Here is a 23867-nt window from a genome sequence, read left to right on the forward strand (position 1 = left end):
ATGAATTATGCGCTGCGGTAGCCAGAATTCATCGTTCATAATCCATAATTCATAATTTAATTTGCCGTTGACGACGACGGCGCGGAGCTGTTTCGCCAGACGTTGTTTTTGGGATTGATGTCCGGAACCTGCTCATCCGGGTCGATGGTCACCGCGCGGATGGGAGCCGTAGTCGGTTGTTTGAAACTCCAGGTGCCGCCCCGCTGCCAGATTTCGACCGGCAGGTTGACCCGCGTTTTTTTGCCGCCCACTTCTTCAACTTCAACCGTCACCGGCATCGCCCACTTTTCCAGGTTTTCGATAGTAATCACCGAGCCTTTCTGCGGGTCCTGTTCGACGTACCGCACCTCTTTTACCGACTGATCCAGTTTCCAGGTTTCGAAGAAATACCCGCGCCAGAACCAGCCCAGGTCTTCCCCGGCCGCGTCCTCGATGGTCCGGAAAAAGTCGTACGGCGTCGGGTGCTTGAACGCCCAGCGCTGAACGTAGGTCTTGAAAGCAAAGTCAAACCGCTTCGGACCCAGCACCACATCGCGCAGCAGTTTCAGGCCCATTCCCGGTTTGTAATAGCCCATCACGCCCAGATGCAGCGGTTGCAGCACGTCGGGGATGGTCATAATTGGTTCGTCGATGTTGAATAAAGCCGGGGCAATGTCGTGCATCGTTCCCTTCTGCCGGTTATATTCGCCTTTGTTGAAGTTCGCCGTCGAAAGCTGATTGATAAACGTATTGAAGCCCTCATCCATCCAGGCGTATTTCCGTTCGTTGTTACCCACAATCATTGGGAACCAGTTGTGCCCAAACTCGTGGTCTGTAACGCCCCAGAGCGACTCTTTCTTGTCGCGCCGATCGCAGAAAACAATGCCGGGGTATTCCATGCCGCCCACAATACCGGCGACGTTGGTCGCGACCGGATACGAATATTCAAACAGGTAATTCGAGTAAAATTCAATACAGCCTTTGATGTATTCCGTCGAGCGGTTCCAGGAATCGTCACTGGCGCTTTCCGTCGGGTACGCCGACATCGCCAGCGCCTTTTTCCCGCTCGGCAGATTGATCCGGGCCGCATCCCACACAAACGCTTTGGACGTGGCCCAGGCTACGTCGCGGGCATTCTGGCACCGGAACCGCCACGTCAGCCGACCGGTTTGTTTCGGGCGGCTTTGCGGGTCGTTCACCTCGTCCCGGGATCGGAGCAGCACGGTTTTGTCGCTGTTGCGGGCCAGCGCCAACCGCTTTTGCTGCTCGGCCGTCAGCACTTCCTGCGGGTTCAGCAATTCGCCGGAACCGACCACTAGGTGATTCCAGGGCACGTCGATCGCGTATTCAAAATCGCCGTATTCCAGGTAAAATTCACCAGCTCCGAGGTAAGGCAGCACATTCCAGCCTTCAATGTCGTCGTAAACGCACATCCGCGGGTACCATTGCGCCATCTCGTAAATCAGGCCGTTGCGGGTTTGCGAAGTTCCCATTCGATCGGAACCGTAGGCCGGGATTTTAAACGAATACTCAATTTTTAACTTGATCACATCGCCACCCGGTTTCAGCGGTTCGCTCAGACGCACCTGCATCCGCGTATCGGTAACGAGGTAATCAACAGCTTTTGACTTTCCATCGATCGTGACGGACTGAATTGCAAAACCGCCCGAAAAACCGGTGTTGCCGTAACGACCACCGCGGACGGGTGTTGTTTTGGTGGCCCGGGATGTATCCGAAAAAGCGTTCTGATCGAGTTGCAGCCACAAAAACGGCAGGGCTTCGGGGCTGTTGTTTTTATACGTGATTTCGACCTCGCCAGTCAGCACGTTTTTCTCATCGTCCAGGCGAGCGTTAATTTTATAATCGGCCCGGTTTTGCCAATAACGCGGTCCGGGATTCCCGCTGCCGGTCCGGTAATCGTTCCCGGGCTGCATATTGAAAAGCGGATGAAAAAGCTCGTGGGCGTCGTATTTGGAAGAAGTCCCGGATTGGGCCCGGACTTCAGTCAGCACGCAAAAAAATCCAATAAAAAAAAACAGTTTATTCATGAAGTTGATTGATCTACGTAATCAGCAAACTAATTTAGAATGTATGGTTTTCCACATAAACCGGTCGCCATCAGCCGATTTACATTTTTGAGCCATAAATTATAAACGTAAAACTGATCTTTTCTTCTTAATTACTAACGTTCCGAACAGCTTTTCATTTGGTGCGGTTTCTACATCTTAAACCAGTCGCGGAAACTGGCCGGCCGGTTTCCGAGGCAACTATACGCAATAGCCAGGAGAATATTCAAAATAATCCCAATGCCGCCGGTGGCGATTTTTCCCCAAAAGCTCGGCGTTAAAAAAGCCAGCAACAAACCGGTGACTAACCAGGTAATGACCATCACAACAACGACGACGGCTTTCAGGATTTTGACCATGCTAGGGATTCGGTAGCCACGAAACGCGGGAATCCTTCGGCAACAGTTCCGGCCGGATTAACAGGTAACTTCCTGGTTCCGGAGCTTTTAACCGCCGGAACGCGCCCGACTCCGCGCTGTTCAGAAAAGTTGTAAAACCGCTATCCTGCGAAAAATACGTCTGCATATCCCGGGTCATCAGGATAAAGTTAACGTTCTGCTCGTTCAGAAAACGGCCAAAGTCGGTATTGGGCTGGTACATTTCTACCCGAATCCAGCGCGGTTTCTGCTCCCGGCCATACAGAAAAATCCGGTACCACTCCCGTTCCAGTGAGGTGACGGTCCCATTGATCGAGAGGGATCGGATAAACCGGATGTTATCGGCCACGGGCGTGGGCCGCGTTTCTTTCTGTTGTTGAACGGTCTGAAAAACCACCCAGATCAGCATCAAACCGGCCAAACCGCCCAGCCAGACCGGCGATTGCACGACGCGTAACTTGATGCTCCCCAGCAGGTAAGCAAAAACCGTAATCAGCCCGATGGCGTGGAAATATAGGTAGTGCGATCGCGGAAAAACGAGCACCACCGATGCCATCGACGGAAAAAGCAGGATCAGCAGCGCCAGTTCTTTGCTGGTCAGTTTGATTCGTTTGCCGGTGAACTGTCGGAACGTTCCCGGCAAATCGACCAGTCCGAAAACGATTACCACCAGAAAACCGCCCAAAATCCATTTCCGGTAGGGCGAGGTCAGGTGCATCAGGGGCGTTTCGAAAATGACGCTTCCCAAAACCCGGAATTCCGCCTTCGTTGTATTGACAATATTGGTCCAGAAATGCCGCAGAACCAGATCGGGATGCGCCCGGAAAGCGTCACTCATCGACTTGACGTCTTTGCCGAAAACATCGGAAATGAGCTTGAACTGTTCGACAATCGGAATGTCGATGGGCCGGTTATTCCAGGTGTTGTAGTTAATACTGAAATGCTGCACAAACGCGTCGAAGCTGCGATTGCTGCCCTTTTCGCCCTGCGCCAGCGGATTTCCGAAAAGGAAGAAAAAGACTACTACCAGCGCAGCAACACCCAATAAACCCGAAAATGCGCTCAGGGAGCGGTTTTTGCCGCGTAACCCGGGAATGAAAAACGTTCCGGCAGCCAGACCAGCCGCCAGCAACATGGAAATGTAAAATTCCGGCCGGACATACGCACACACCAAAGCCGTTACCGCCGTGATCAACAGCACATTCCGCGCCGACCACTCCCGCGCCTGAACCACACAAAGCCCCGCCAGCATCAGACATAACGTGAAGGCCGAAATGCGCGGGTCCAGTTGCACACTCATGGTCGAAAACTGGAAACAGAGCGCACAGAACAGGCTGACGGCAAATCCCGATTTCCGCAGGTAGAGATACAAAAACAGCAACGCACCGGTCAGGATGATCAGCAAACGCCAGTTTAGGTAGAACAGATCGAGCGTATCGGGCGCAAAAACCTGCAAAAACCGCAGCCAGGCCGCATAAAATGAACCCCACTGCGCCAGATACGGATCGGGCGGAAAGGTGTAGGTCAGCCCGGAAGCGAGGTACGTCATTTCGTCGCCGAAGGTCACGTCATACCGCCACGGCAGGTTATGAGTCAGCGCCAAACCGGAAATAATCAGCAGTAAAATACCCGTCAGAAGCCAGGCCAGTCGGTTTTTCATTCTCAAATAGCTAAAGCTTCGTAAAGGATTTCCGCCGGATGTTTGGCCTTGCGACCGGTTCCGTCCTTGATCTGGTGGCGGCAACTGGTTCCGGCGGCCGCAATGATCACGTCGTCGGCCTGTTTGCGCACGGTGGGGAACAGCACCAGTTCGCCAATTTTCATCGATACGTCGTAATGCTCGGCCTCGTAGCCAAACGAACCGGCCATGCCGCAGCAACCCGACGGAATCAGTTGGACTTCGTAATTTTCGGGCAACGACAGCATTTTTTTCGACGGCACCAGCGACGAAACCGCTTTCTGCTGGCAGTGTCCGTGCAGTTTGATCAGCCGTTTTTCGGTCGTGAAGGCGGTTTTTGGAATGGCGCCCTTGTCAATCTCGCGGGCGATAAACTCCTCGAACGTCAGCGTGCTTTCGGAAATCCGACGGGCGTCGGCCACCAGCGACTCGTCGACCAGGTCCGGGTATTCGTCCCGAAACGTCAGAATGGCCGACGGTTCGATGCCCACCAGTGGCGTTTCGATGGTAATCAGGTCTTTCAGCAAACGGACGTTCTTTTCCGCCAGCTTCTTGGCCTGCCGCAGCAAGCCTTTCGACAAAGCCGCCCGCCCACTTTCGCCGTGTTCCGGAATGATTACCTCGTAGCCCAGTTTTTTCAACAGCGAAACCGCCTTTTTGCCCACTTCCACGTCGTTGTAGTTCGTAAACTCATCGCAGAAAAGGTAGAGTTTTTTGGCAGAGGGCAGAGGGCGAAGGGCTATTGAATTACCCTCAGCCCCATGCTCCATGCCCTCTCCCCTCTGCCCCATGCCCAACGCCCCTTTCGCCCACTTCCGCAGGGTTGTTGAATGCAGCAGCGGCATGGTGCGATCGGGATGAAAACCGATCACGCGGTTGGCAACCCGCCGGAGCGATTCCGTCCCCAAAACCGCATTGTAGGCCCAGGGAACCAGCGAAGCCAGCCCCGATAAGCTTGCAAAATTGGCAATCAGGCGGCTGCGAACCGGTACGCCATTCGCATCGTGGTAATGTTGCAGGAACTCCATTTTCAGCTTGGCCACGTCGACATTCGACGGACACTCGCCTTTACAGCCTTTGCAGGCCAGACACAGGTCGTATACTTCCTTGATCTCCTGGTTGTCAAAGCGGTTTTCCTTCGGCGAAAGCGTCAGCATTTCGCGGAGAATATTAGCCCGCGCCCGCGTCGTTTCTTTTTCGTTGCGGGTCGCCATATAACTGGGGCACATCGTGCCGCCCGACAGTTCGGTTTTGCGGCAGTCGCCGGAGCCATTGCACTGCTCGGCGTGTTGCAGGATATTTTGGTCCTGAAACCGGAAAAACGTTTTGAACTCCGGTGTCTGCTGCCCGGCTTCGTACCGCAGAAACGTGTCCATCGGGGGCGTTTCCACGATTTTGCCGGGATTGAAAATACCGTACGGGTCCCAGGTTTGCTTGATTTCCCGCATCAACTCGTAGTTTTTCGGGCCCACCATCAGCGGAATAAACTCGCCCCGCAACCGGCCGTCACCGTGTTCACCCGAAAGCGACCCGTCGTATTTTTTGACCAGCCGGGCAATTTCTTCGGCAATCATCCGGTATTGCCGGTGACCTTCGGCGGTTTTCAGATTGATAATCGGCCGCAGGTGAATTTCGCCCGAACCGGCATGGGCGTAATGCACCGCCGACATGCTGTGTCGGGTCAGCACTTCATTGAAATCGCGGATGTAAGCAGGCAAATCGTGCACGTCGATGGCCGTGTCTTCGATTACCGCCACGGCTTTGGCATCACCCGGCAGGTTGGCCAGCAGACCCAGACCCGCTTTCCGCAACGTCCAGATTTTCTTGGTATCCTCGCCGTATAAAACCGGAAAATGATAGCCCAGGCCAGCCGCCCGCATTTCAGCCTCCATTTTGACGGCCTGCGCGGCAATCTCATCGCGGGTCGTTCCGCCAAACTCCACCACCAGAATGGCCCCCGGATCGCCCTGCACGAAGAAGCGGTTTTTGCGCTGCTCGATATTGTCTTTCGTACACTCCAGAATATAATGATCGATCAGTTCAACGGCGCGGGGCTGATATTTCAGTGCAATCAGGTTGGCCCGCAGCGACTCATCGACGTCATTGAAATGCACACAAACCAAACCCAGTTCTTTGGGCGGCAGCGGCACCACATTCAGCTTGATCTCGGTCAGGAAACAGAGCGTTCCTTCCGATCCGGCAATGAGTTTACAGAAATTAAAGGCATCGGTTCCGGCCGTAAAAGGCTCCGTTTCAAGCAGTTCATCCAGCGCATAACCCGTGTTTCGCCGTTCGATGCTCCGTTTGGGAAACTGACTCCGGATTTCGGACTGGTTGGCCGGATTGGCCAGGATTTCGTTGGTTTTCAGGTATATTTTATCCAGCAGCGACGCACTGCCGTTCTTCTGCGTACCGGCACTGATCAACTGGTCGAATTCGGCCGTGTCTAAACGACCGAACTCGGCTTCACTTCCGTCGGACAGCAGGACTTTTACGGACAGCAAATGTTCCCGGGTTGAGCGATACACCACTGAATTGGAACCACAGGAATTGTTCCCGACCATTCCGCCGATCATCGCCCGGTTGGCCGTTGAGGTTTCCGGCCCAAAAAACAAACCGTACGGTTTTAGAAACAGGTTCAGTTCGTCGCGCACCACGCCGGGCTGCACGCGCACCCAGCGCTCCTGCTCATTCAGCTCAATAACTTGGGTGAAGTTTTTAGAAACATCGACGACAATTCCGCTGCCAACGACCTGCCCGGCCAATGAGGTTCCGGCCGTACGGGGAATGAGCGAGGTGCGGTTTTCGCGGGCAAAGGCAATCAATTTTTTAAGATCGCCAATCGATTTCGGAACGGCAACCGCCAGCGGCATTTCACGGTAAGCGGAGGCATCGGTAGCATATAAAGTTCGCTGGGTGAAATCGGTGTAAAACTCACCCTCTAACTGCGTTGAAAGCTGTTGTAATCTATCCTGATTGACCATAAGAGTCTTCGTCCGAAACCGAATCAAATGTGGTTCGCAAAAATTTTAACAGTACCCGACCTTAAAGGTACAAATTTTTCCAGAATCGCATTCGAAACCGGTAGTTAACAGACAACCGGGTGTGTTTAAAAAGTACAATTTTATCGGGCAAAGGACACCGGCAGAATAGGTTAATAACTAGGCGGTTAGCTTATCCTACTGGTCATATACATGCAATTTTGGCAGTGACTTCTGCCTCTATTTTTTTGATCGTCTTTCCTGCAATTATTTACAAAAATAAACACCAGAATAATTTTAGGGTTTCACCATTGTATTATACAGTTTATTTATTGTAATTTGCCCTATCAGATCGTAATTATGTTCTATAAAATACCGGAACGATACCATATACGTAAATAGTTGAGCGTAAGAATAATCCGCTAAGCGAACAGCAAATCCATTGATTTGTCGGCGTTTAGCTATTGGTATGTTCTCTGCCGTATAGGAACCTGATTATTGACTCTGACTGCGTCTTTCATTTCACCTATTCTAAAAGTTAACCTATGATGAATCGCTTTATCGGATTCAATCATGGACGTAAAGAGGTTAGTCGGTCCGAAAAGCTAGGGGCAGCTCAGGCCAGCCGGAGCGGTTTTTTCCCGGCTATTTTACTCTCATTTACGTTCATTCTCTGCCTGAGCCTAAGCCAGGCTTTTGCTCAGGATCGTACCGTAACCGGTACCGTCACTTCATCAGAAGACAAAGTTCCGCTACCGGGCGTGACGGTTCAGTTGAAAGGAACCACCCGTGGAACCAACACCGATGCCGAGGGGAAATACTCCCTCAGCAATGTTCCCGACAACGCTACCCTGGTTTTTAGCTTCATCGGGTTACAGAACCAGGAAGTCGCCGTAGGAAACCGCTCCGTGGTTGATGCTGTCCTGACTTCCGACACCAAATCACTGGAAGAAGTTGTGGTCGTTGGTTACGGAACTGCCAAGCGCAAAGACCTCACCGGTTCGGTTCAGCAGGTAACGGCCAAAGAATTCAACCCCGGTATCGTTCCGAACCCCCTGCAGGCCATTCAGGGAAAAGTAGCCGGTCTGGTCATTACGATGCCTTCGGGTGATCCCAACCAGGCGCCGACCGTTCGGTTGCGTGGTTATACTTCACTGGCGGGCGGTAGTGATCCGCTGTACGTGGTCGATGGGGTAATCGGCGTACCGATTCAGACGGTTTCGCCAACGGATATCGAATCGATGGACGTGTTGAAAGATGCTTCGGCAGCCGCTATTTACGGTTCCCGGGCGGCCAACGGGGTCATTATCGTAACGACCAAACGTGGAAAATCCGGCAGAACGACGGTTACTTTCAACAATTATGTGGGTGTTGAAACCATCTCAAAACGGCTGGATTTACTCGATGCACAAGGGTATCGCGATGCGGTTACCAAAATTAAAGGCGCGTCGGCCCTGACATCTGACAAAATCCGGTTTCCGGCAGGAAATTACGACACCGACTGGATCAAGGAAATCACCCGATTGGGTGTTACTACAAACCACGATCTGGCGATTTCGGGTGGATCTCCCGCTTTCAGTTACCGGGGTTCACTTAACTACATCGGCCGGGAAGGGATCATCAAGAACACCGGTTTTAATCGGATAACCGGCCGGATCAACCTGGATCAGAAGGCATTGGATAACCGCCTGAACATTCAGTATAACCTCTCGGTGACGAACACCAACTCCAAACTGAACGACGGAGGCATTGTTGCTCAGGCAGTTACGTTCCTTCCGACCTTGCCCGTGGTTGACCCGACCGGTGCCAACAACATCGGCGGTTATTACGAAGTCGGCGGTAGCTTCGATCTGGCCAACCCGGTTGCCATGATCAACAACCAGAATTTTGATCAGCAAAAACGGTTATTGATCGGAGGTGTTAACCTGCGCTACGAAGTAATCGACGGACTGACGCTGGGCGTTAACGGCGCGTTCCAGAACGAAAATACCGACGAAAGCCGCTCGCGGAACCGCGCGATTAAAGCGTTCCAGTCGGCCAACGGTGAATCGTACCGGAAAATGGATCAGAGCAACAACAAGCTCCTCGAACTGACCGCTACCTACACCAAGTCGTTTGGTCAGAACAACAGCAACTTCTCGGTTTTGGGCGGTTATTCGTACCAGAACATTGTTTATGACGGTTTTCAGGCCCGGAACACGCAATTCCTGACCAGTTCGTTGTCGTACAACAACCTGGGTCTCGGAGCGGGTACGTTGCTGAGTCCGGCATCCAACTACGCAACTTCGTATCGCAACGCGACAACGCTGGCATCGTTCTTTGGCCGGGCTACGCTGAACATGAACGACAAATACAACGTAACGGCCACGTTACGGCGCGATGGTAGTTCGAAATTCGGGGCGAACAACAAATGGGGGCTTTTCCCATCGGTTGGCGCGGGCTGGACGCTGACGAACGAAGATTTCTTCCCGAAATCGACCACGCTGAATTATTTGAAACTGCGCGTGGGCTGGGGACAAACCGGGAACTCCGAAGGGTTGAAACCGTATCAGTCGCTCCAGTTGTACGGTCAGAAAGGTACCTACTACGATGGTAGCGTGGCCGACTTCCTGCCGGGTTACGGGATTACGCAAAATGCCAACCCGAACCTGAAATGGGAAGTGTTAACCACCTCCAACCTGGGGCTGGACTTTCAGTTGCTGAACGGACGGTTTTCGGGAACCCTCGAAGTTTATAACAAGACGACCAAAGACATGCTGTACCGGTATTCGGTACCGGCCGATGGGGTGAAATACTTCACCAACTTCATCTGGGCCAACGTCGGAACCATGCGCAACCGGGGGATCGAACTTTCATTCGGAGGAGATATAGTCCAGAAAACCGATTTCAACTGGAATGCCCGGATCGTTGGCGCGTATAACAAAAACACGATTGTTAACCTGAAAAGCGCCGACTTCGACTCGGGTCTGATTCGCTTCAACGCCTTTGGCGGACGCGGTTTGTCGGATGTGTTTGCGTCATATCTGTGGCCGGGCCGTCCGCTGGGTGAGTTCAACAACGTTCCGACGTTCGTGAGCTACACCGCCGATGGAAAAGTGCTGCTGAAACCGGGTACGGGCGATCAACCCACAACGGACGTGAGCAAAGCTGATGCGGCCGCCGGAATTGCCAACCAGAACCCGATTGCGCAGGGCAACCCGCAGCCGTTCCTGACCGCTTCGTTCATCAACGGTTTTACGTACAAAAACTTCGATCTGAACTTCCAGTTACGCGGTTCCTTTGGCAACAAAATTCTGAACAACCTGCGTTCGAACCTGATGATTCCGGGCTCAATCCTGGAAACCAACATGCTGAACGGTGTTGCAGATTTGCCAAAAGATTACGGTACCAACGTCTTGTCGACCTACTGGCTGGAGAACGGTACGTATGTTCGTCTGGATAACTGGCAAATCGGTTACAACATCAAGACGAGCAGCAAGTATCTGCAAGCCGCCCGGATTTACATCGGTGGAAACAACCTCTTTACCTTCACGAAGTACAAAGGTGTCGATCCTGAACTTCAGGTAAAAGCGGATTTGCAAAACGAAAGTCAGTCACCGAACAACATCGGTCTGGACGTGAGTAATATTTATCCGAAAACCCGTTCGTTCCAACTGGGTGTTAACTTGACGTTCTGATCGTTGTTAATCAACTAATTACCAACTACTAACATGTTTAATTCAACGATAAGAGTTTGGGGCGTTTGTCTGGTTCTGCTGCTGGCAGGCGAGGCTTGTACGAACCTTGACGAAAAAACCTACGACGTTATTCCGACCGACCAGTTTGGGAGCACGGCGCAGCAACAGGCTGCGTTGATCGGTCCGTTGTATAGCGGTCTGGCCGATTATTACGGTAATAGCACCAACTTAAACGCCGTGACGGATGAACAGATTGTTCCGACGCGCGGTGGTGACTGGAAAGACGGGGATAACTGGAAACGGCTCTACACGCATACCTGGGACCCTACGACCGACAATGGACAGTTCAACGGCCCCTGGACTTGGTGTTACAACAACATCACCTCTATCAACCAGCAGTTGGGTTCCATTACCGACGAAGGCGTGAAAGCCGAGCTTCGGGCGTTACGCGCGTTCTTCCATTACAAGGCAATGGATATGTTCGGCAATGTGATCATTGCGGATCAGGTTGGAGCAGCTACTCCTGCTCAGAAAACCCGGACGGAAGTGTTCAGCTGGGTTGAAAAGGAACTGCTGGAGGTATACCCCAAATTGAGTTCAACGGTAGGTGGCGCCTATTACGGTCGCTTCAATAAGCCCGTTGTCAACATGATTCTGGCGAAAATGTACCTTAATGCGCAGGTTTATACGGGCACCCCCCGTTGGGCGGATGCGGTTGTACGCTGTGACAGCATCATCAAGTCGGGCAAGTTTTCGCTGACGGCAGATCTGCTGGATAACTTCAAAGTGCAGAACCAAAACTCCCCGGAAATCATTCTGGCGACGCCTTTTGACAACTCGAAAAAAGGCGGTTTTAACATCCAGATGGCCACGTTGCACTACAAGCACCAGTTGACATACAACCTGCCGGCCGCTCCCTGGAACGGTTTTGCGACGGTTGTTGAATTTTACAACTCGTTCTCGGCGCAGGATTTACGTAAGAAAATGTGGATTGTGGGTCAGCAGTACGACGCCAGCGGAAAAGCCCTGGACGATGACGGTATTCCGATGGTGATCACGCCGGAAATTCCAGCCTTCGAAATGCCCGCTGGCCCAGCCGGTCGTCTGGCAGGAGCCCGGAGCCAGAAATACGAAATCCAGAAGAACAACACCACCAACGACATGAGTAACGACTTCGTTATTTATCGTTTGGGCGACGTGTATCTGATGCGTGGGGAAGCCAATTTCCGGCTGGGTAAAGTAGCCGATGCGTTAGCGGATTTCAATATCATCCGGAAACGGGCGGGCGTACCGGATTATACGGCGGCTCAGTTGACGCTGGATGAAATTCTGGCCGAACGGGGACGTGAACTGGCGTGGGAATATCACCGCCGTCAGGACCTGATCCGGTTTGGGCAATTCAATAAAGCATGGCGGTTTAAACCGGCTTCGGAGCCTTACCGGACGTTATTCCCGATTCCGAAAGATCAGATTTCATTGAACCCAAACCTGAAGCAAAATCCGGGGTATAACTGATAAACACTTGTTTTCCTGAAAAAGCCCGGTTCTCCGGGCTTTTTCAGTTGTAGTGGAACGAACCTAAATGTCTTAAAGGGCACTGTTCGCATTGAGTGGTTATCACAAAGTCCTTTTAGGGGATTTAGGGGCAGCTAAAACCGCCCTAAACGAAATTTATTGAGTATCTTTAAAACCTGATTTTGCCAGTCTGCCACCGTTCATGCGTTATTGGATTCTAGTTGTCTTGTTGTCTGCGCTGATGGGCTGTCAGTCCTCGAACGGTCCATCCGAAGAACCGCTTTTTGAAAAATTATCGCCGGAAACGACCCATATTACCTTCACCAACTCGGTCGTCGACGACAAGGACTTCAACATTTTCAATTACCGGAATTTCTACAACGGCGGGGGCGTCGCCATCGGTGACGTTAACAACGACGGTTTTCCCGACATCTACCTGATTGCCAACATGGGCGAAAACCGCCTGTACCTTAACAAGGCAAAACAGGGCGCGGCTCCGCTTGAATTTGCAGACGTTACGGCCAGAGCGGGCGTTGCCGGAAAACGGGCGTGGAGTACCGGGGCCACCTTTGCCGACGTCAACGGCGACGGTTTGCTGGATTTATACGTCTGCAACGCCGGAATCCGACCCGGCGACGATCGCGGTAATGAGCTGTTTATCAACAACGGAATTGGCAAAGACGGAATTCCAACCTTCACCGAGCAGGCCGCCGACTACGGCCTGGACGATCACGGCTACTCGACTCATGCCGCCTTCTTCGACTACGACCGCGACGGTGATCTGGACATGTACCTGCTCAACAACAGCTTCATGCCCGTCGGCAAACTCGGTTACGCCAACATCCGCTCCGAGCGCGATCCACTGGGTGGCCACAAATTGTTTCGGAATGACATGGTGTCGGGCAATGGGCAAAGAGGTAAAAAAGAAGCCCCCCCTGCCAAACCGCACTTCACCGATATCAGCGAGCAGGCCGGGATTTACGGCAGTCTGATCGGTTTTGGGCTGGGCATCACGATTGGTGATGTGAACGACGACAACTGGCTGGACATTTACATCTCCAACGATTTTTACGAACGCGATTACCTGTACCTGAACAACCACGACGGCACGTTTCGGGAGTCGGTCAAGGATGCAATGCCGCACCTGAGCCTGTCGTCGATGGGGGCCGACGTGGCCGATGTTAACAACGATGGACGGCTGGATATTTTCGTGACGGATATGCTGCCGGGGAATGACGTGCGGCTGAAAAAAACCGGTGCGTTCGAGAATTACGACCTGCAGGAAATCAAACTGTCGCGGGATTTTCATTACCAGTACATGCAGAATATGCTGCATCTGAATCAGGGCAATGAACCCGGTTCCGGCAAAACAACCGTGCCGCTGTTCAGCGACGTGGCCCGGTTTTCGGGCGTTCACGCGACGGACTGGAGCTGGGGTGCGTTGATTTTCGACATGGACAACGACGGCCGGAAGGATATTTTTGTCGCCAACGGAATTGCCAAAGACGTGACGGATCAGGATTTTATCCACTTCCTAGCCGACCGCGAAAACATGGCCCAAATCGCCCGTCAGCGCGAATTCAACTTCAAGGAATTTCTCGACAAAGCTCCGTCCGAACCCATTCCCAATTACGCGTTCCGCAACGAAGGGAATCTGGCTTTTTCCAATAAAGCCGCCAGTTGGGGCTTGGGCGAACCGAATTTCTCGAACGGCGCGGCTTACGGCGATCTCGACAACGACGGCGATCTGGATCTGGTGGTGAATAACGTCAACTCGCCGGTTTCGGTTTTCAAAAACGGTTCGGTCGAGAAAAACAAGACGAATTACCTGCGCGTCAAGCTGGCTGGTGAAGCTCAAAACCGCAACGCCATCGGAGCGCGGGTTTTCGTTTACCAGAAAGGCCAGATGCAGGTGTTGCAGCAAATGCCGAACCGCGGTTTTCAGTCGTCGGTCGACCTGAACTTACTGTTTGGGTTGGGTACCAACAGCCTGATCGACTCGCTGACGGTCGTCTGGCCGAACGACCGAATGCAGACCCTGCGACAGCCGAAAGCGAACCAGCTCCTGACCCTCAGCCAAAAAGATGCGACCGGTTTCTGGAAACCCGAAAAACCGCTCACAAAACCGCTCTTTCGGGATGTGACGGCGGTTTCCGGCCTGAATTACCGGCACGAAGAAAGTCCGTTTGTGGATTACAACCGCGATCCGCTCCTGAAACAAATGCTCTCGACCAGCGGCCCGGCGATGGCCACCGGCGACGTTAACGGCGACGGGCTGGATGATGTCTTTTTCGGGGGGGCTTTCGGAAAACCGCACCGGCTTTTTGTGCAGCAATCCGCCGGAAAATTCATCGAGAAAACGCCACCGGTTTTTCGGCAGGATGTAACGTACGAAGCTGTCGATGCGGTTTTCTTCGACGCCGACGGCGACCAGGATCTGGATTTATACGTCGTGTCGGGCAGTAATGAGTTTGAAGCGGAAGCCGACGAACTGCTCGACCGCCTGTATCTCAACGACGGCAAGGGCGGTTTTACGCGCGATGAACGCTTGCCGAACCTGAAAGCCAGCGGTTCCTGCGTAGCCGCTGCCGACTTCGACCGCGATGGCGACGTGGATTTGTTTGTGGGTACGCGCCTGATTCCGGGCAAATACGGTTTGAATCCGCCCAGTTACCTGCTCACCAACGACGGAACCGGTAATTTCAAGAATTACACGAAACGGTATCTGTCGGAAGTCGAGAAGTTGGGCATGGTAACCGACGCCACCTGGTCCGATCTGAACGGCGACGGTTTTCCCGAACTCATTGTGGTGGGCGACTGGATGCCAATTACCATTTTTCAAAATCAGCGCGGCAAACTCACTACAGCTGAGACGCCTAAACTTGCCGACTCGACCACGCCCGCTTCCGGCTGGTGGAATTGCGTTAAAGCGGGCGATGTGGACGGCGACGGGGACACGGATCTGGTGGTCGGCAATTTGGGGCTTAATTCCCGGATCAAAGCGACGGCTAAAATACCGGCGGAACTCTACACGGCCGACTTTGACCAGAACGGCAGCCTGGAACAAATCATCAATTGTGCCGACGAAACCGGTACGCTGTATCCGATGGTATTGAAACAGGATTTGCAGAAAGAAATGCCCGCTATCAAGAAAAAATACCTCAAATTCACGGATTTCGCGGGCAAAAGACTCAACGAGATCCTGGACGAAAAACAACTGCAAAGTGCCGTCGTGCAGCGCGCGTATACGGGCGAATCGGTGGTTTTGCTAAACGATGGAAAAGGGCATTTCACAATTAAGCCGTTGCCGAAAGAAGCGCAGTTTTCGCCAGTTTGCGGCATTGAAATTTCCGACCTCGACGGTGACCAAAAGCCGGATCTGGTTCTGACCGGCAACTTTTACGATGTTTTGCCCGAAATTGGCCGGTACGACGCCAGTTACGGCCTGGTTTTGCTGGGGAAAGGCAAAAACGGCTGGCAGCCGCTCAACCCAACCGCATCCGGTTTCATCGTCCACGGTCAGGTCCGGCACTTGGCGCGGCTGAAACAGGGGCAGTTTGTTGCCGTAAAAAATAATGATAAAGTACAAGTTCTTGAACTGAAGGATTAACCGTCTTGAACCGGGATTACGCGGATTAAAAGATTAAGAGGATGTAAAAGAAGCTTGCGGAGCCAATCTTCTTAATCCTTTAATCCGCGTAATCCCGGTTCAGAAATTGATTATGAAACAACTCAGTCTCTTTTTTATAACCGTAACGTTACTGACATCTGGTTGCAAACAGTTGGGTTCTTCGTCCGAAAAACCGCTTTTTCAATCGCTGGATTCGACCCGGACGGGCATCGGTTTTGTCAATCGGGTTCAGAATACCGATCAGTTTAACATCATCGATTACCTGTATTTCTACAACGGCGCGGGTGTGGCCGCTGGCGACATCAACAACGACGGGCTGAGCGATCTGTATTTTGTCTCGAACCAGGGCAAAAACAGGCTTTATCTCAACAAAGGCGGAATGAAGTTCGAAGACATCACGCAGAAAGCCGGGGTCGAGGGCTTTTCGGATTGGCAGACGGGTGTCACGATGGCCGACGTCAACGGCGATGGCTGGCTGGATATTTACGTGTGCGCCGTCGGTAATTTCAAAGGACTGGAAGGTTCTAACGAGCTGTATATCAACAATCAGGACGGCACATTTACTGAAAAAGCCGCCGAATACGGATTGGACTTTACCGGTTTTTCGACGCAAGCTGCTTTCTTCGACTACGACCACGATGGCGATCTGGATTGCTACCTGCTCAACCACGCCGTCCATACCTCCCGCAGCTACGACCGCGTCACCGCCCGGAATCTACGCCAGAATGAATCCGGTGATTACCTGTTTCGGAATGATTTAGCAAAGAGCATGGGGCAGAGGGATAAGGGCAGAGGGGTGGGAGCAAATGAGAACCTCTCCGCCCCTCCGCCCCATGCCCTTACCCCTCTGCCCTCTGCCCAAAAACCGCATTTCACCAACGTCAGCGAGCAGGCCGGGATTTTTGGGGCGGCAATGGGGTATGGACTGGGCATTTCGGTAGCGGATCTGAACAACGATGGCTGGGAAGATATTTACGTTTCCAACGATTTTCACGAGGACGATTACTACTACATCAACAACGGCAAGGGCGGTTTTACAGAAAGTGTTCGGAAGGCGTTTGCACACGTCAGCCGGTTTTCGATGGGCAACGATGTGGCCGATGTCAATAACGATGGTTATCCGGATGTGGTCACGCTCGATATGTATCCCGAAGACGAAACCGTCGAGAAAATGTCGCTGGGCGAAGATCCGCTGGATATTTATCTCTACAAACTGAGCTTCGGTTACATGAACCAGTACAGCCGCAACTGTTTACAAATCAGTCAGTCAGGTAAAAAATTCATCGAAGTTGGGGCGATGGCTGGTGTTGCCGCTACCGACTGGAGCTGGTCGCCCCTGCTGGCCGATTACGACAACGACGGCATCAAGGATCTTTTCATTTCCAACGGGATTGCCCGGCGGCCCAACGACCTTGATTATGTGAAATACGCGTCCGACGACTCGTTGCGGTATGCGATGGAAACGTCCAAATCCGTCGATCAAAAGGCGATTTCGCTGATGCCTGAAGGCAAGGTGCATAACTATTTATACAAAGGTTCGTCTGACCTCCGGTTTGCCGACAAATCACTAGCGTGGGGTTTTGAAAAACCGACCTTTTCGAACGGGGCGGTTTATGCCGATCTGGACAACGACGGCGATCTGGATCTGGTTACGAACAACATCAACGACCCGGCCGATCTCTATCAGAATCAGGCGAACGAACTGTTTCCCAATCATCACTACCTGAAAATCAGGCTTCAGGGTGATTCGCCGAACGCGTTTGGCGTGGGAGCAAAAGTGGTTCTGAAAACAAAAACCGGTTTGCAGCTCCAGCAACTGATGCCAACGCGCGGTTTTGAATCGTCCGTTGAGCCGGTTTTGACGTTTGGTTTGGGTGAAACTGCTACTGTCGATTCACTGATCGTGATCTGGCCGAACCAGAAAATGGAAATTCAAACCGGCGTAAAAGCCAATCAAACGCTGACGCTGAAGCAAACGGCGGCCCGGCAGGATGTTGGCCCGTTTCGATTCACAGCCCCGGACCCCAAACCGCTCTTTGAGGACGTTACCAATCAGACGCCCATTGCGTATCAACACCACGAAAATACCTATTTCGATTTTGTCCGCGAATCGTTGATGCCGTTCAAGGTGTCAGCGGAGGGCCCCAGGCTGGCCGTTGGCGACGTCAATGGTGACGGGCGGGACGATTTTTACGCGGCCGGTGCCAAATGGCAACCCGGCAGTTTGCAGATTCAGCAGCCCGACGGGCGGTTTAGGACCAGTTACCAGCCGGTTTTTCAGGCGGATTCGACCTACGAGGACGTTGATGCGGTTTTCTTTGATGCTGATGGCGATAAGGATCTGGATTTGTACGTGGTTTCGGGTGGCAACGAATTTTTCGAGAAAATGACTGAGCAATTCGACCGCCTGTATTTGAACGACGGCAAAGGAAATTTCAGCCGTTCGACCGGTTTGCCGCCGATGTACGACAACAAAAGCTGCGTTCGGCCGGTCGATCTGGACGGAGACGGCGATTTGGATTTGTTCGTTGGTGGCCGCGTGACGGCGTTTGCGTACGGAAAAATTCCGAATTCCTACCTGCTGATCAATGACGGAAAAGGCCGTTTTACGGATAAAACGGATCAACTGGCACCGGAACTGCGGAAAGCCGGGCTGGTGACGGATGCAATCTGGATGGATTACGACCAGGACAAAGACCTCGATCTGGTGGTGGCCGGCGACTGGATGCCCATTCGCGTGTTCGCCAACCAGAAGGGAAAACTGGAAGCGGTTAAAAGCATTACCGACGAAAATACGCCCCTGAACGGTTTCTGGCAGTGTTTGACCGCTGCCGATTTCGACCGCGACGGTGATCTGGATCTGGTCGCCGGTAATCTCGGACTGAATACCAAATTCATTAAGCAACCCGAACCACGCCTGAAAATGTGGGTGAAGGATTTTGACAAAAACGGTAGCGTCGATCAGGTCCTGGCCTACCAGCGCAATGGAAAAAACTGGTTTCCGGTCAATTTTAAAGATGAATTGGGCAAACAGATGCCGTCCATTATCAACAAGCGGTTTACGAACTACACGGCTTTTGCCGGAAAACCGGTCGATGAGTTATTTGAAAGCAGCGAATTGAAAGACGCCGAAGAACACGAAGTCAATCAGTTTGCCTCGGTTTACCTTGAAAATCAAGGCAATGGCCATTTTGTAGTTCATACCTTGCCGATGCTGGCGCAGGTTTCCAAGTTGTTTGCCCTCCGGGCCGACGATATCGACAACGACGGTTTTCCGGATGTGCTGGCGGGTGGAAATTTCTACGGGGTCAGTACATATCAGGGGCGCTATGATGCCAATTACGGCTTATTCCTCAAAAATAACGGAAGAAAAGCGGCTAATTCGAACCGGTTTACAGCTTTATCGCCGTTTGCGAGCGGTTTTCTGCTCGACGGTGAAGTCCGCGACATCAAACCGATTCGGGTTTCCGGTGTGCCGCTGTGGCTCGTTGCCCGCAACGACACGACGATGCAGGTGTTTCGAAAAAAATGAAGAATGACTGACGACGAATGAGCTACCGCATCCAACCATTCATCGTTCATCATTCATAATCCATAATCTTTGAGAAGGTCTTGTGTATCAGATATACCTTTTTTAAGGTAAATTTGTAGTCCTCTTGTACTTATTGATTCGTGCAGTTCATGAAAAACGATAAACTGTGGGTTTTCTTTCTAGTTGGCTTGTGGATTTTTGCCGGTTGCCAGCCCAAAGCCACGCCCGAAGAATACAACGCCAAAGCCGCCGAACCGGAACGTTATCACCAGTGTGTCAAACAGTTGACGGACGTTATTATCCACGACATTTTCTCACCACCGGTTGCCAGCCGGATTTATGGCTACGCCAATCTGGCCGGTTATGAAGCGATGGTGCCGGGTCAGTCGGGTTATGAATCGCTGAGCGGAAAACTTCGAAACTTTACCGCCCCACCCAAGCCCGAACCGGGTCAGGAATACTGTTTTCCGCTCGCCAGCACCCGGGCTTTTCTAACCGTTGGCCGCAATTTGACGTTTTCCGGCGATATGTTCGACGGTTTTGAAAAGAAATTTTATGATGATTATAAGGCCATTGGCGTTCCCGACGACGTAATCGAGCGTTCGATGGCGTACGGGGAAGCCGTCGCCAAACACATCATGGAGTTTGCGAGCAAGGATTCGTACAAGCAAACGCGCGGTTTTAAACACACCGTTACCAACGCGGAAGGGACCTGGGTGCCAACGCCCCCGGCCTACATGGAAGCCGCCGAGCCGAAATGGATGAAAATCCGCTGCTGGGTGATGGATACCTGCTCGCAATTTATGCCGCCCAAAGCCATACCGTATAACATGACGAAGGGAAGTCCGTTCTACAAGCTGGCCGACGAAGTGTATCAGTTAGGTATCCATCAAACCGAGGAACAGCGTAAAATTGCGTTTTTCTGGGACGATAATGCCTTCGTGATGAATGTGGCCGGGCACGTTTCGTACGCTTCCAAAAAAATGACGCCGGGCGGTCACTGGCTGGCCATTGCGGCAACCATTGCCCGACAGCAAAAAGCGGATTTTGCCAAGAGCGTACAGGCTTACACCCTGACCGCCTTTGCCCTGGCCGACGGTTTTATCAGTTGCTGGGATGAAAAATACCGCAGTAACCGCATCCGGCCCGAAACCGTGATCAACAAATTTATCGATCCGAAGTGGACGCCCTACCTCCAGACTCCGCCGTTTCCGGAATATACCAGCGGCCACAGCGTGATTTCAGCCGCTGCCGCCGAAGTATTGACCCTGCTGTACGGCGATAATGTTGCCTTCACCGACTCGACGGAAAACCCGTACGGCCACGGAGTGCGCTCGTTCAAGTCGTTCCGGGATGCCGCAATTGAAGCTTCCTATAGCCGGTTATACGGCGGGATTCACTTCCGCGATGCCCTGGAACTCGGCAATGTGCAAGGCCGGAAAGTCGGTGAGTACGTGGTGGAAAAACTAGCTCCCAAGAAACAGGTTGCCCTCGGACGGTAATTCAGGCCCTATTTACTATATCAATCACCACCATCTTGTCCATGTTGACCATCCGGGATTTTAGTAAATCGTACCACAACCGGTTGGTGCTGGCGATTCCGCAGGCCGATTTCCCGCCGGGTATTCATTGGATAAAAGGCCGCAACGGTTCGGGGAAAACAACCTTTTTTCGGTCCGTTGCGGGCCTGCTACCGTTCGAAGGAACGCTGATCCTGGATGAAAAATATGACATCCGAAAGCAACCGGTCGATTACCGCCTGCGGGTTAATTACGGCGAAGCCGAACCTGTTTACCCCCAATTTCTGACGGCCTGGGAGCTGATCCGCTGGGTGGCTGCCACCAAACGTGCGCCCGATCAGCAGGTCGACGAGTTGATTGAATTGTTCGGAATCCGGGATTTTATGAAAACGCCGATCGGCACGTATTCGAGCGGGATGCTCAAAAAAACGTCGCTGGTGCTGGCTTTTCTGGGAAAACCGCACCTTATTCTGCTCGACGAACCGCTCATCACGCTCGACCACGCAACTACGCGGGTCGTCATCGAACGCATCCGGCAACAACGTCAGCAGGGCGTGAGTTTTCTGCTGTCGACGCACCAGGACGTTGACCCTTCGGAATTACCGGTCGATTCGGTCTGGATTGTGCAACAACAAACTCTGTCGCTCATCGCACAACCAGCCTGATTATGACTGCCTTATGGACGCTCCCGGAAAAGCTGATCGTGCGCCAGTTTTACCTGCAAAATACCGGCCTGTTCATCGTGGTTTTGATGCTCGGTTTCGGCTTTCTGAGTTCCAACGAGCACATTGCACTCGCCACGTACGCGGTACATGACGTTTTCTTTCTGACGGGCTACCTTGTGTGCTGGCTGCTCTATACGGTTTACGCCATCCGGTTCAGCCTGCGGCTTTTCCAAACTACGGATTTGTTGCAACTTTTCCGGCTCATCCCGCCCGTCAAACGCGTAATTATTCTGTATTTACTCCACCTGCAATTGCTGGCTCCCGTTATCCTGTATGCCGGTTTTGTCCTTTGGGTCGGCAGCAGGCAAAACACGACACTGGCCAACGGAATCATCCTGCTGGCGGTTGGAATTTTCTCAATTCTGCCATTGCCGTTCGTAGAACGGGTGTTGCGGAACCCGAATCTGGAGCAGTTCACCGGCAATCTGGGTGCCTGGCTCCGGCAACGGCTGAGTACACCGTACAGTTTATTTTTCGTTCGCTACCTCTTCCGTGACCAACCAGCAACCCTGTTGCTGACAAAAACCGGTTCCTGTCTGGTAACCATCGGGGTGCTGGCCCTCTACCCTACTGACGACTATGACATTCGTTTACTTTCCCTGGGCATGTTGCTGTCGGCGGCTTTTCACGCGGGGATTATTTTTGAACTGTATCAATTTGAAGCGACCCAGTTACTTTTATTACGCAATTTGCCCCTGTCAATCACCAGGCGGCTAATGAATTACGTCGGAATCATTGCATTGATTGTCAGCCCCGAAGCGGTTTTGCTGATTTATAATCACCCGAAGGAGGTTTCCGTTCCAGCTATAATCGGCGTTTGGGCGTTTGGGCTTGGTTTATTGATGCTGCAATACGTTACCCTGCTGTCCCGACACCACGACCGCGACCGGTTTATGGGCCGGTTATTCTGGCCGATTATCGCCTGTTTTTTGCTGATTATGTACCGATTGCCGGTCTGGGGACTAGCCGTTACCAGCCTGATCGCAGCTTCGGCGCTATTCGTTTTCAAGTATTACAACTCATCCTGGGAAACCGGGGAGACAGAATAAAAAAACCGATAGCGCCTTTTAAAGCGACTATCGGTTTGGACAGAGAAAATAGTAATAGCAATTTCTTACCAGTACGTGGACGGAACGCCCGTCTGATGCACTTCCAGCGACACATTTTCGGATTGTACCGCCATGCGGTTTAGGGCGGTATAAATAACGCGCACGGCTTCTTCGATTCGGTGCCAGCCTTCTTCGGTCGAGAGATTAATCCCGATCATCGTCCGGTTATTTTTCGACAAAAGCGTCAAGTACGACATGGCGCCGGTCATAATTGCCGAAACTGCCTGAAAATCAGCGCCCTTTACGTAGGCAAGCTGACCAACCATCCGGGTCAGTTCTTCGTCGTAGGCGGCACTGGCCTCGGCGGCCATCTGGCTCTCTTCGGCTACCGTTGCTTTCAGGACCTGGAAAGCCGCCGGGAACTGCCGGAAAAACCGGTAGGTGTGTACCAATTGTTTATACCAAAGTTTGGATAGATCATTCTCGTGAACCGGACGCAGTTGCTCCAGCGTGGCCGGACTGAGTAACGGAAACAATCGCCCCATTTTAATGTAATGAGTCAGAAGTCCGTCCAGGCCACCAAAATAGCGATAGATGAGTACCTTACTGACTCCGGCTTTTTCAGAAATTCGGTTGATCCCAATTCCCTCAATCCCTTTTTCTGCGATCACTTCTTCAAGGGCATTAATAATTCTTTGTGAAGTTTGCGCACGGTTGCGTTTTAATTTTTCCATCGGTAAGAGATTATTAGCTTTCAGTCACTAATCAGACGCAAGGCGATCAAAAAAGTCACATAGAAGTTACAAAAATCTTCAGAAACGAATCATCACACCGCCGTTACGCGTTCTGACGGCTTTTGATGAGCGCCATAATCCCCAAAATCACCAGAGCTCCGAGGAAGGCCGTCAGAATCCGGGCGGGTAATTCGGAGAGTCCCAGTACGGTTTGTAAGTCGCTGCCTAACAGCCAGCTACCCACAAAGCTACCTGCAATTCCGAGTAGAATCTGAATCCAGATTGAGAAAGAAAAACGTTTGAAAACCAGGTCGGCCAACCAGCCCGCTACGGCTCCCACTAAGATGGTAACAAGAATTCCCATGACTTCCGAGATTTTTAAAATGGATAAAATGAACGCACT

The 23867-nt window shown here is 52.2% G+C and carries 13 protein-coding genes; 7 read left to right on the top strand and 6 right to left on the bottom strand.

The window, feature by feature from the left end; genetic code table 11:
• Window positions 1-56 precede the first annotated feature (56 nt).
• From GJJ30_RS19770 to GJJ30_RS19785, 4 genes are all read right to left on the bottom strand, one after another.
• Window positions 57-2027, bottom strand: a complete 1971-nt coding sequence (locus tag GJJ30_RS19770) for a M1 family metallopeptidase (RefSeq protein WP_438821607.1) — start codon at window positions 2025-2027, stop codon at window positions 57-59.
• A gap of 170 nt (window positions 2028-2197) precedes the next feature.
• Window positions 2198-2404: a hypothetical protein gene (locus tag GJJ30_RS19775; RefSeq protein WP_154176896.1), complete on the bottom strand. Its 207-nt coding sequence runs from the start codon at window positions 2402-2404 to the stop codon at window positions 2198-2200.
• A gap of 1 nt (window position 2405) precedes the next feature.
• A complete protein-coding gene (locus GJJ30_RS19780; protein ID WP_154176897.1) occupies window positions 2406-4082 on the bottom strand; it encodes a hypothetical protein in 1677 nt (558 codons plus the stop codon).
• 2 nt (window positions 4083-4084) lie between these two features.
• Window positions 4085-7084 (bottom strand): FAD-binding and (Fe-S)-binding domain-containing protein, encoded by a 3000-nt coding sequence (locus tag GJJ30_RS19785; RefSeq protein WP_154176898.1) that lies wholly within the window; start codon window positions 7082-7084, stop codon window positions 4085-4087.
• A 542-nt stretch (window positions 7085-7626) separates the two neighbouring features.
• Here GJJ30_RS19785 and GJJ30_RS19790 point away from each other — a divergent pair.
• The 7 genes from GJJ30_RS19790 to GJJ30_RS19820 all read left to right on the top strand — a co-directional run bounded on the left by GJJ30_RS19790 (window position 7627) and on the right by GJJ30_RS19820 (window position 22730).
• Window positions 7627-10758: a SusC/RagA family TonB-linked outer membrane protein gene (locus GJJ30_RS19790; RefSeq protein WP_229313265.1), complete on the top strand. Its 3132-nt coding sequence runs from the start codon at window positions 7627-7629 to the stop codon at window positions 10756-10758.
• A 33-nt stretch (window positions 10759-10791) separates the two neighbouring features.
• Window positions 10792-12273, top strand: a complete 1482-nt coding sequence (locus tag GJJ30_RS19795) for a RagB/SusD family nutrient uptake outer membrane protein (RefSeq protein ID WP_154176899.1) — start codon at window positions 10792-10794, stop codon at window positions 12271-12273.
• Between the two features lie 202 nt (window positions 12274-12475).
• Complete coding sequence (locus GJJ30_RS19800) at window positions 12476-15883, top strand: VCBS repeat-containing protein (RefSeq protein ID WP_154176900.1); 3408 nt, start codon at window positions 12476-12478, stop codon at window positions 15881-15883.
• Between the two features lie 112 nt (window positions 15884-15995).
• Entirely contained in the window at window positions 15996-19436 is a 3441-nt protein-coding gene (locus GJJ30_RS19805; RefSeq protein ID WP_154176901.1) for a VCBS repeat-containing protein, read from the top strand.
• A gap of 149 nt (window positions 19437-19585) precedes the next feature.
• Complete coding sequence (locus GJJ30_RS19810) at window positions 19586-20938, top strand: vanadium-dependent haloperoxidase (RefSeq protein ID WP_154176902.1); 1353 nt, start codon at window positions 19586-19588, stop codon at window positions 20936-20938.
• A gap of 41 nt (window positions 20939-20979) precedes the next feature.
• The gene (locus tag GJJ30_RS19815) at window positions 20980-21621 is read left to right on the top strand and encodes an ABC transporter ATP-binding protein (RefSeq protein ID WP_154176903.1); all 642 of its coding nucleotides are present in this window, start codon (window positions 20980-20982) and stop codon (window positions 21619-21621) included.
• A 2-nt stretch (window positions 21622-21623) separates the two neighbouring features.
• Window positions 21624-22730, top strand: a complete 1107-nt coding sequence (locus tag GJJ30_RS19820) for a hypothetical protein (protein WP_154176904.1) — start codon at window positions 21624-21626, stop codon at window positions 22728-22730.
• Between the two features lie 65 nt (window positions 22731-22795).
• Here the strand turns inward: GJJ30_RS19820 and GJJ30_RS19825 are convergent, their stop codons facing one another.
• A complete protein-coding gene (locus GJJ30_RS19825; protein WP_154176905.1) occupies window positions 22796-23464 on the bottom strand; it encodes a TetR/AcrR family transcriptional regulator in 669 nt (222 codons plus the stop codon).
• Window positions 23465-23567: 103 nt separating this feature from the next.
• A complete protein-coding gene (locus GJJ30_RS19830; RefSeq protein WP_154176906.1) occupies window positions 23568-23828 on the bottom strand; it encodes a GlsB/YeaQ/YmgE family stress response membrane protein in 261 nt (86 codons plus the stop codon).
• Window positions 23829-23867: the final 39 nt, after the last annotated feature.

Source organism: Larkinella terrae (genome assembly GCF_009668025.1).
Classification (GTDB): Bacteria; Bacteroidota; Bacteroidia; order Cytophagales; family Spirosomataceae; genus Larkinella; species Larkinella terrae.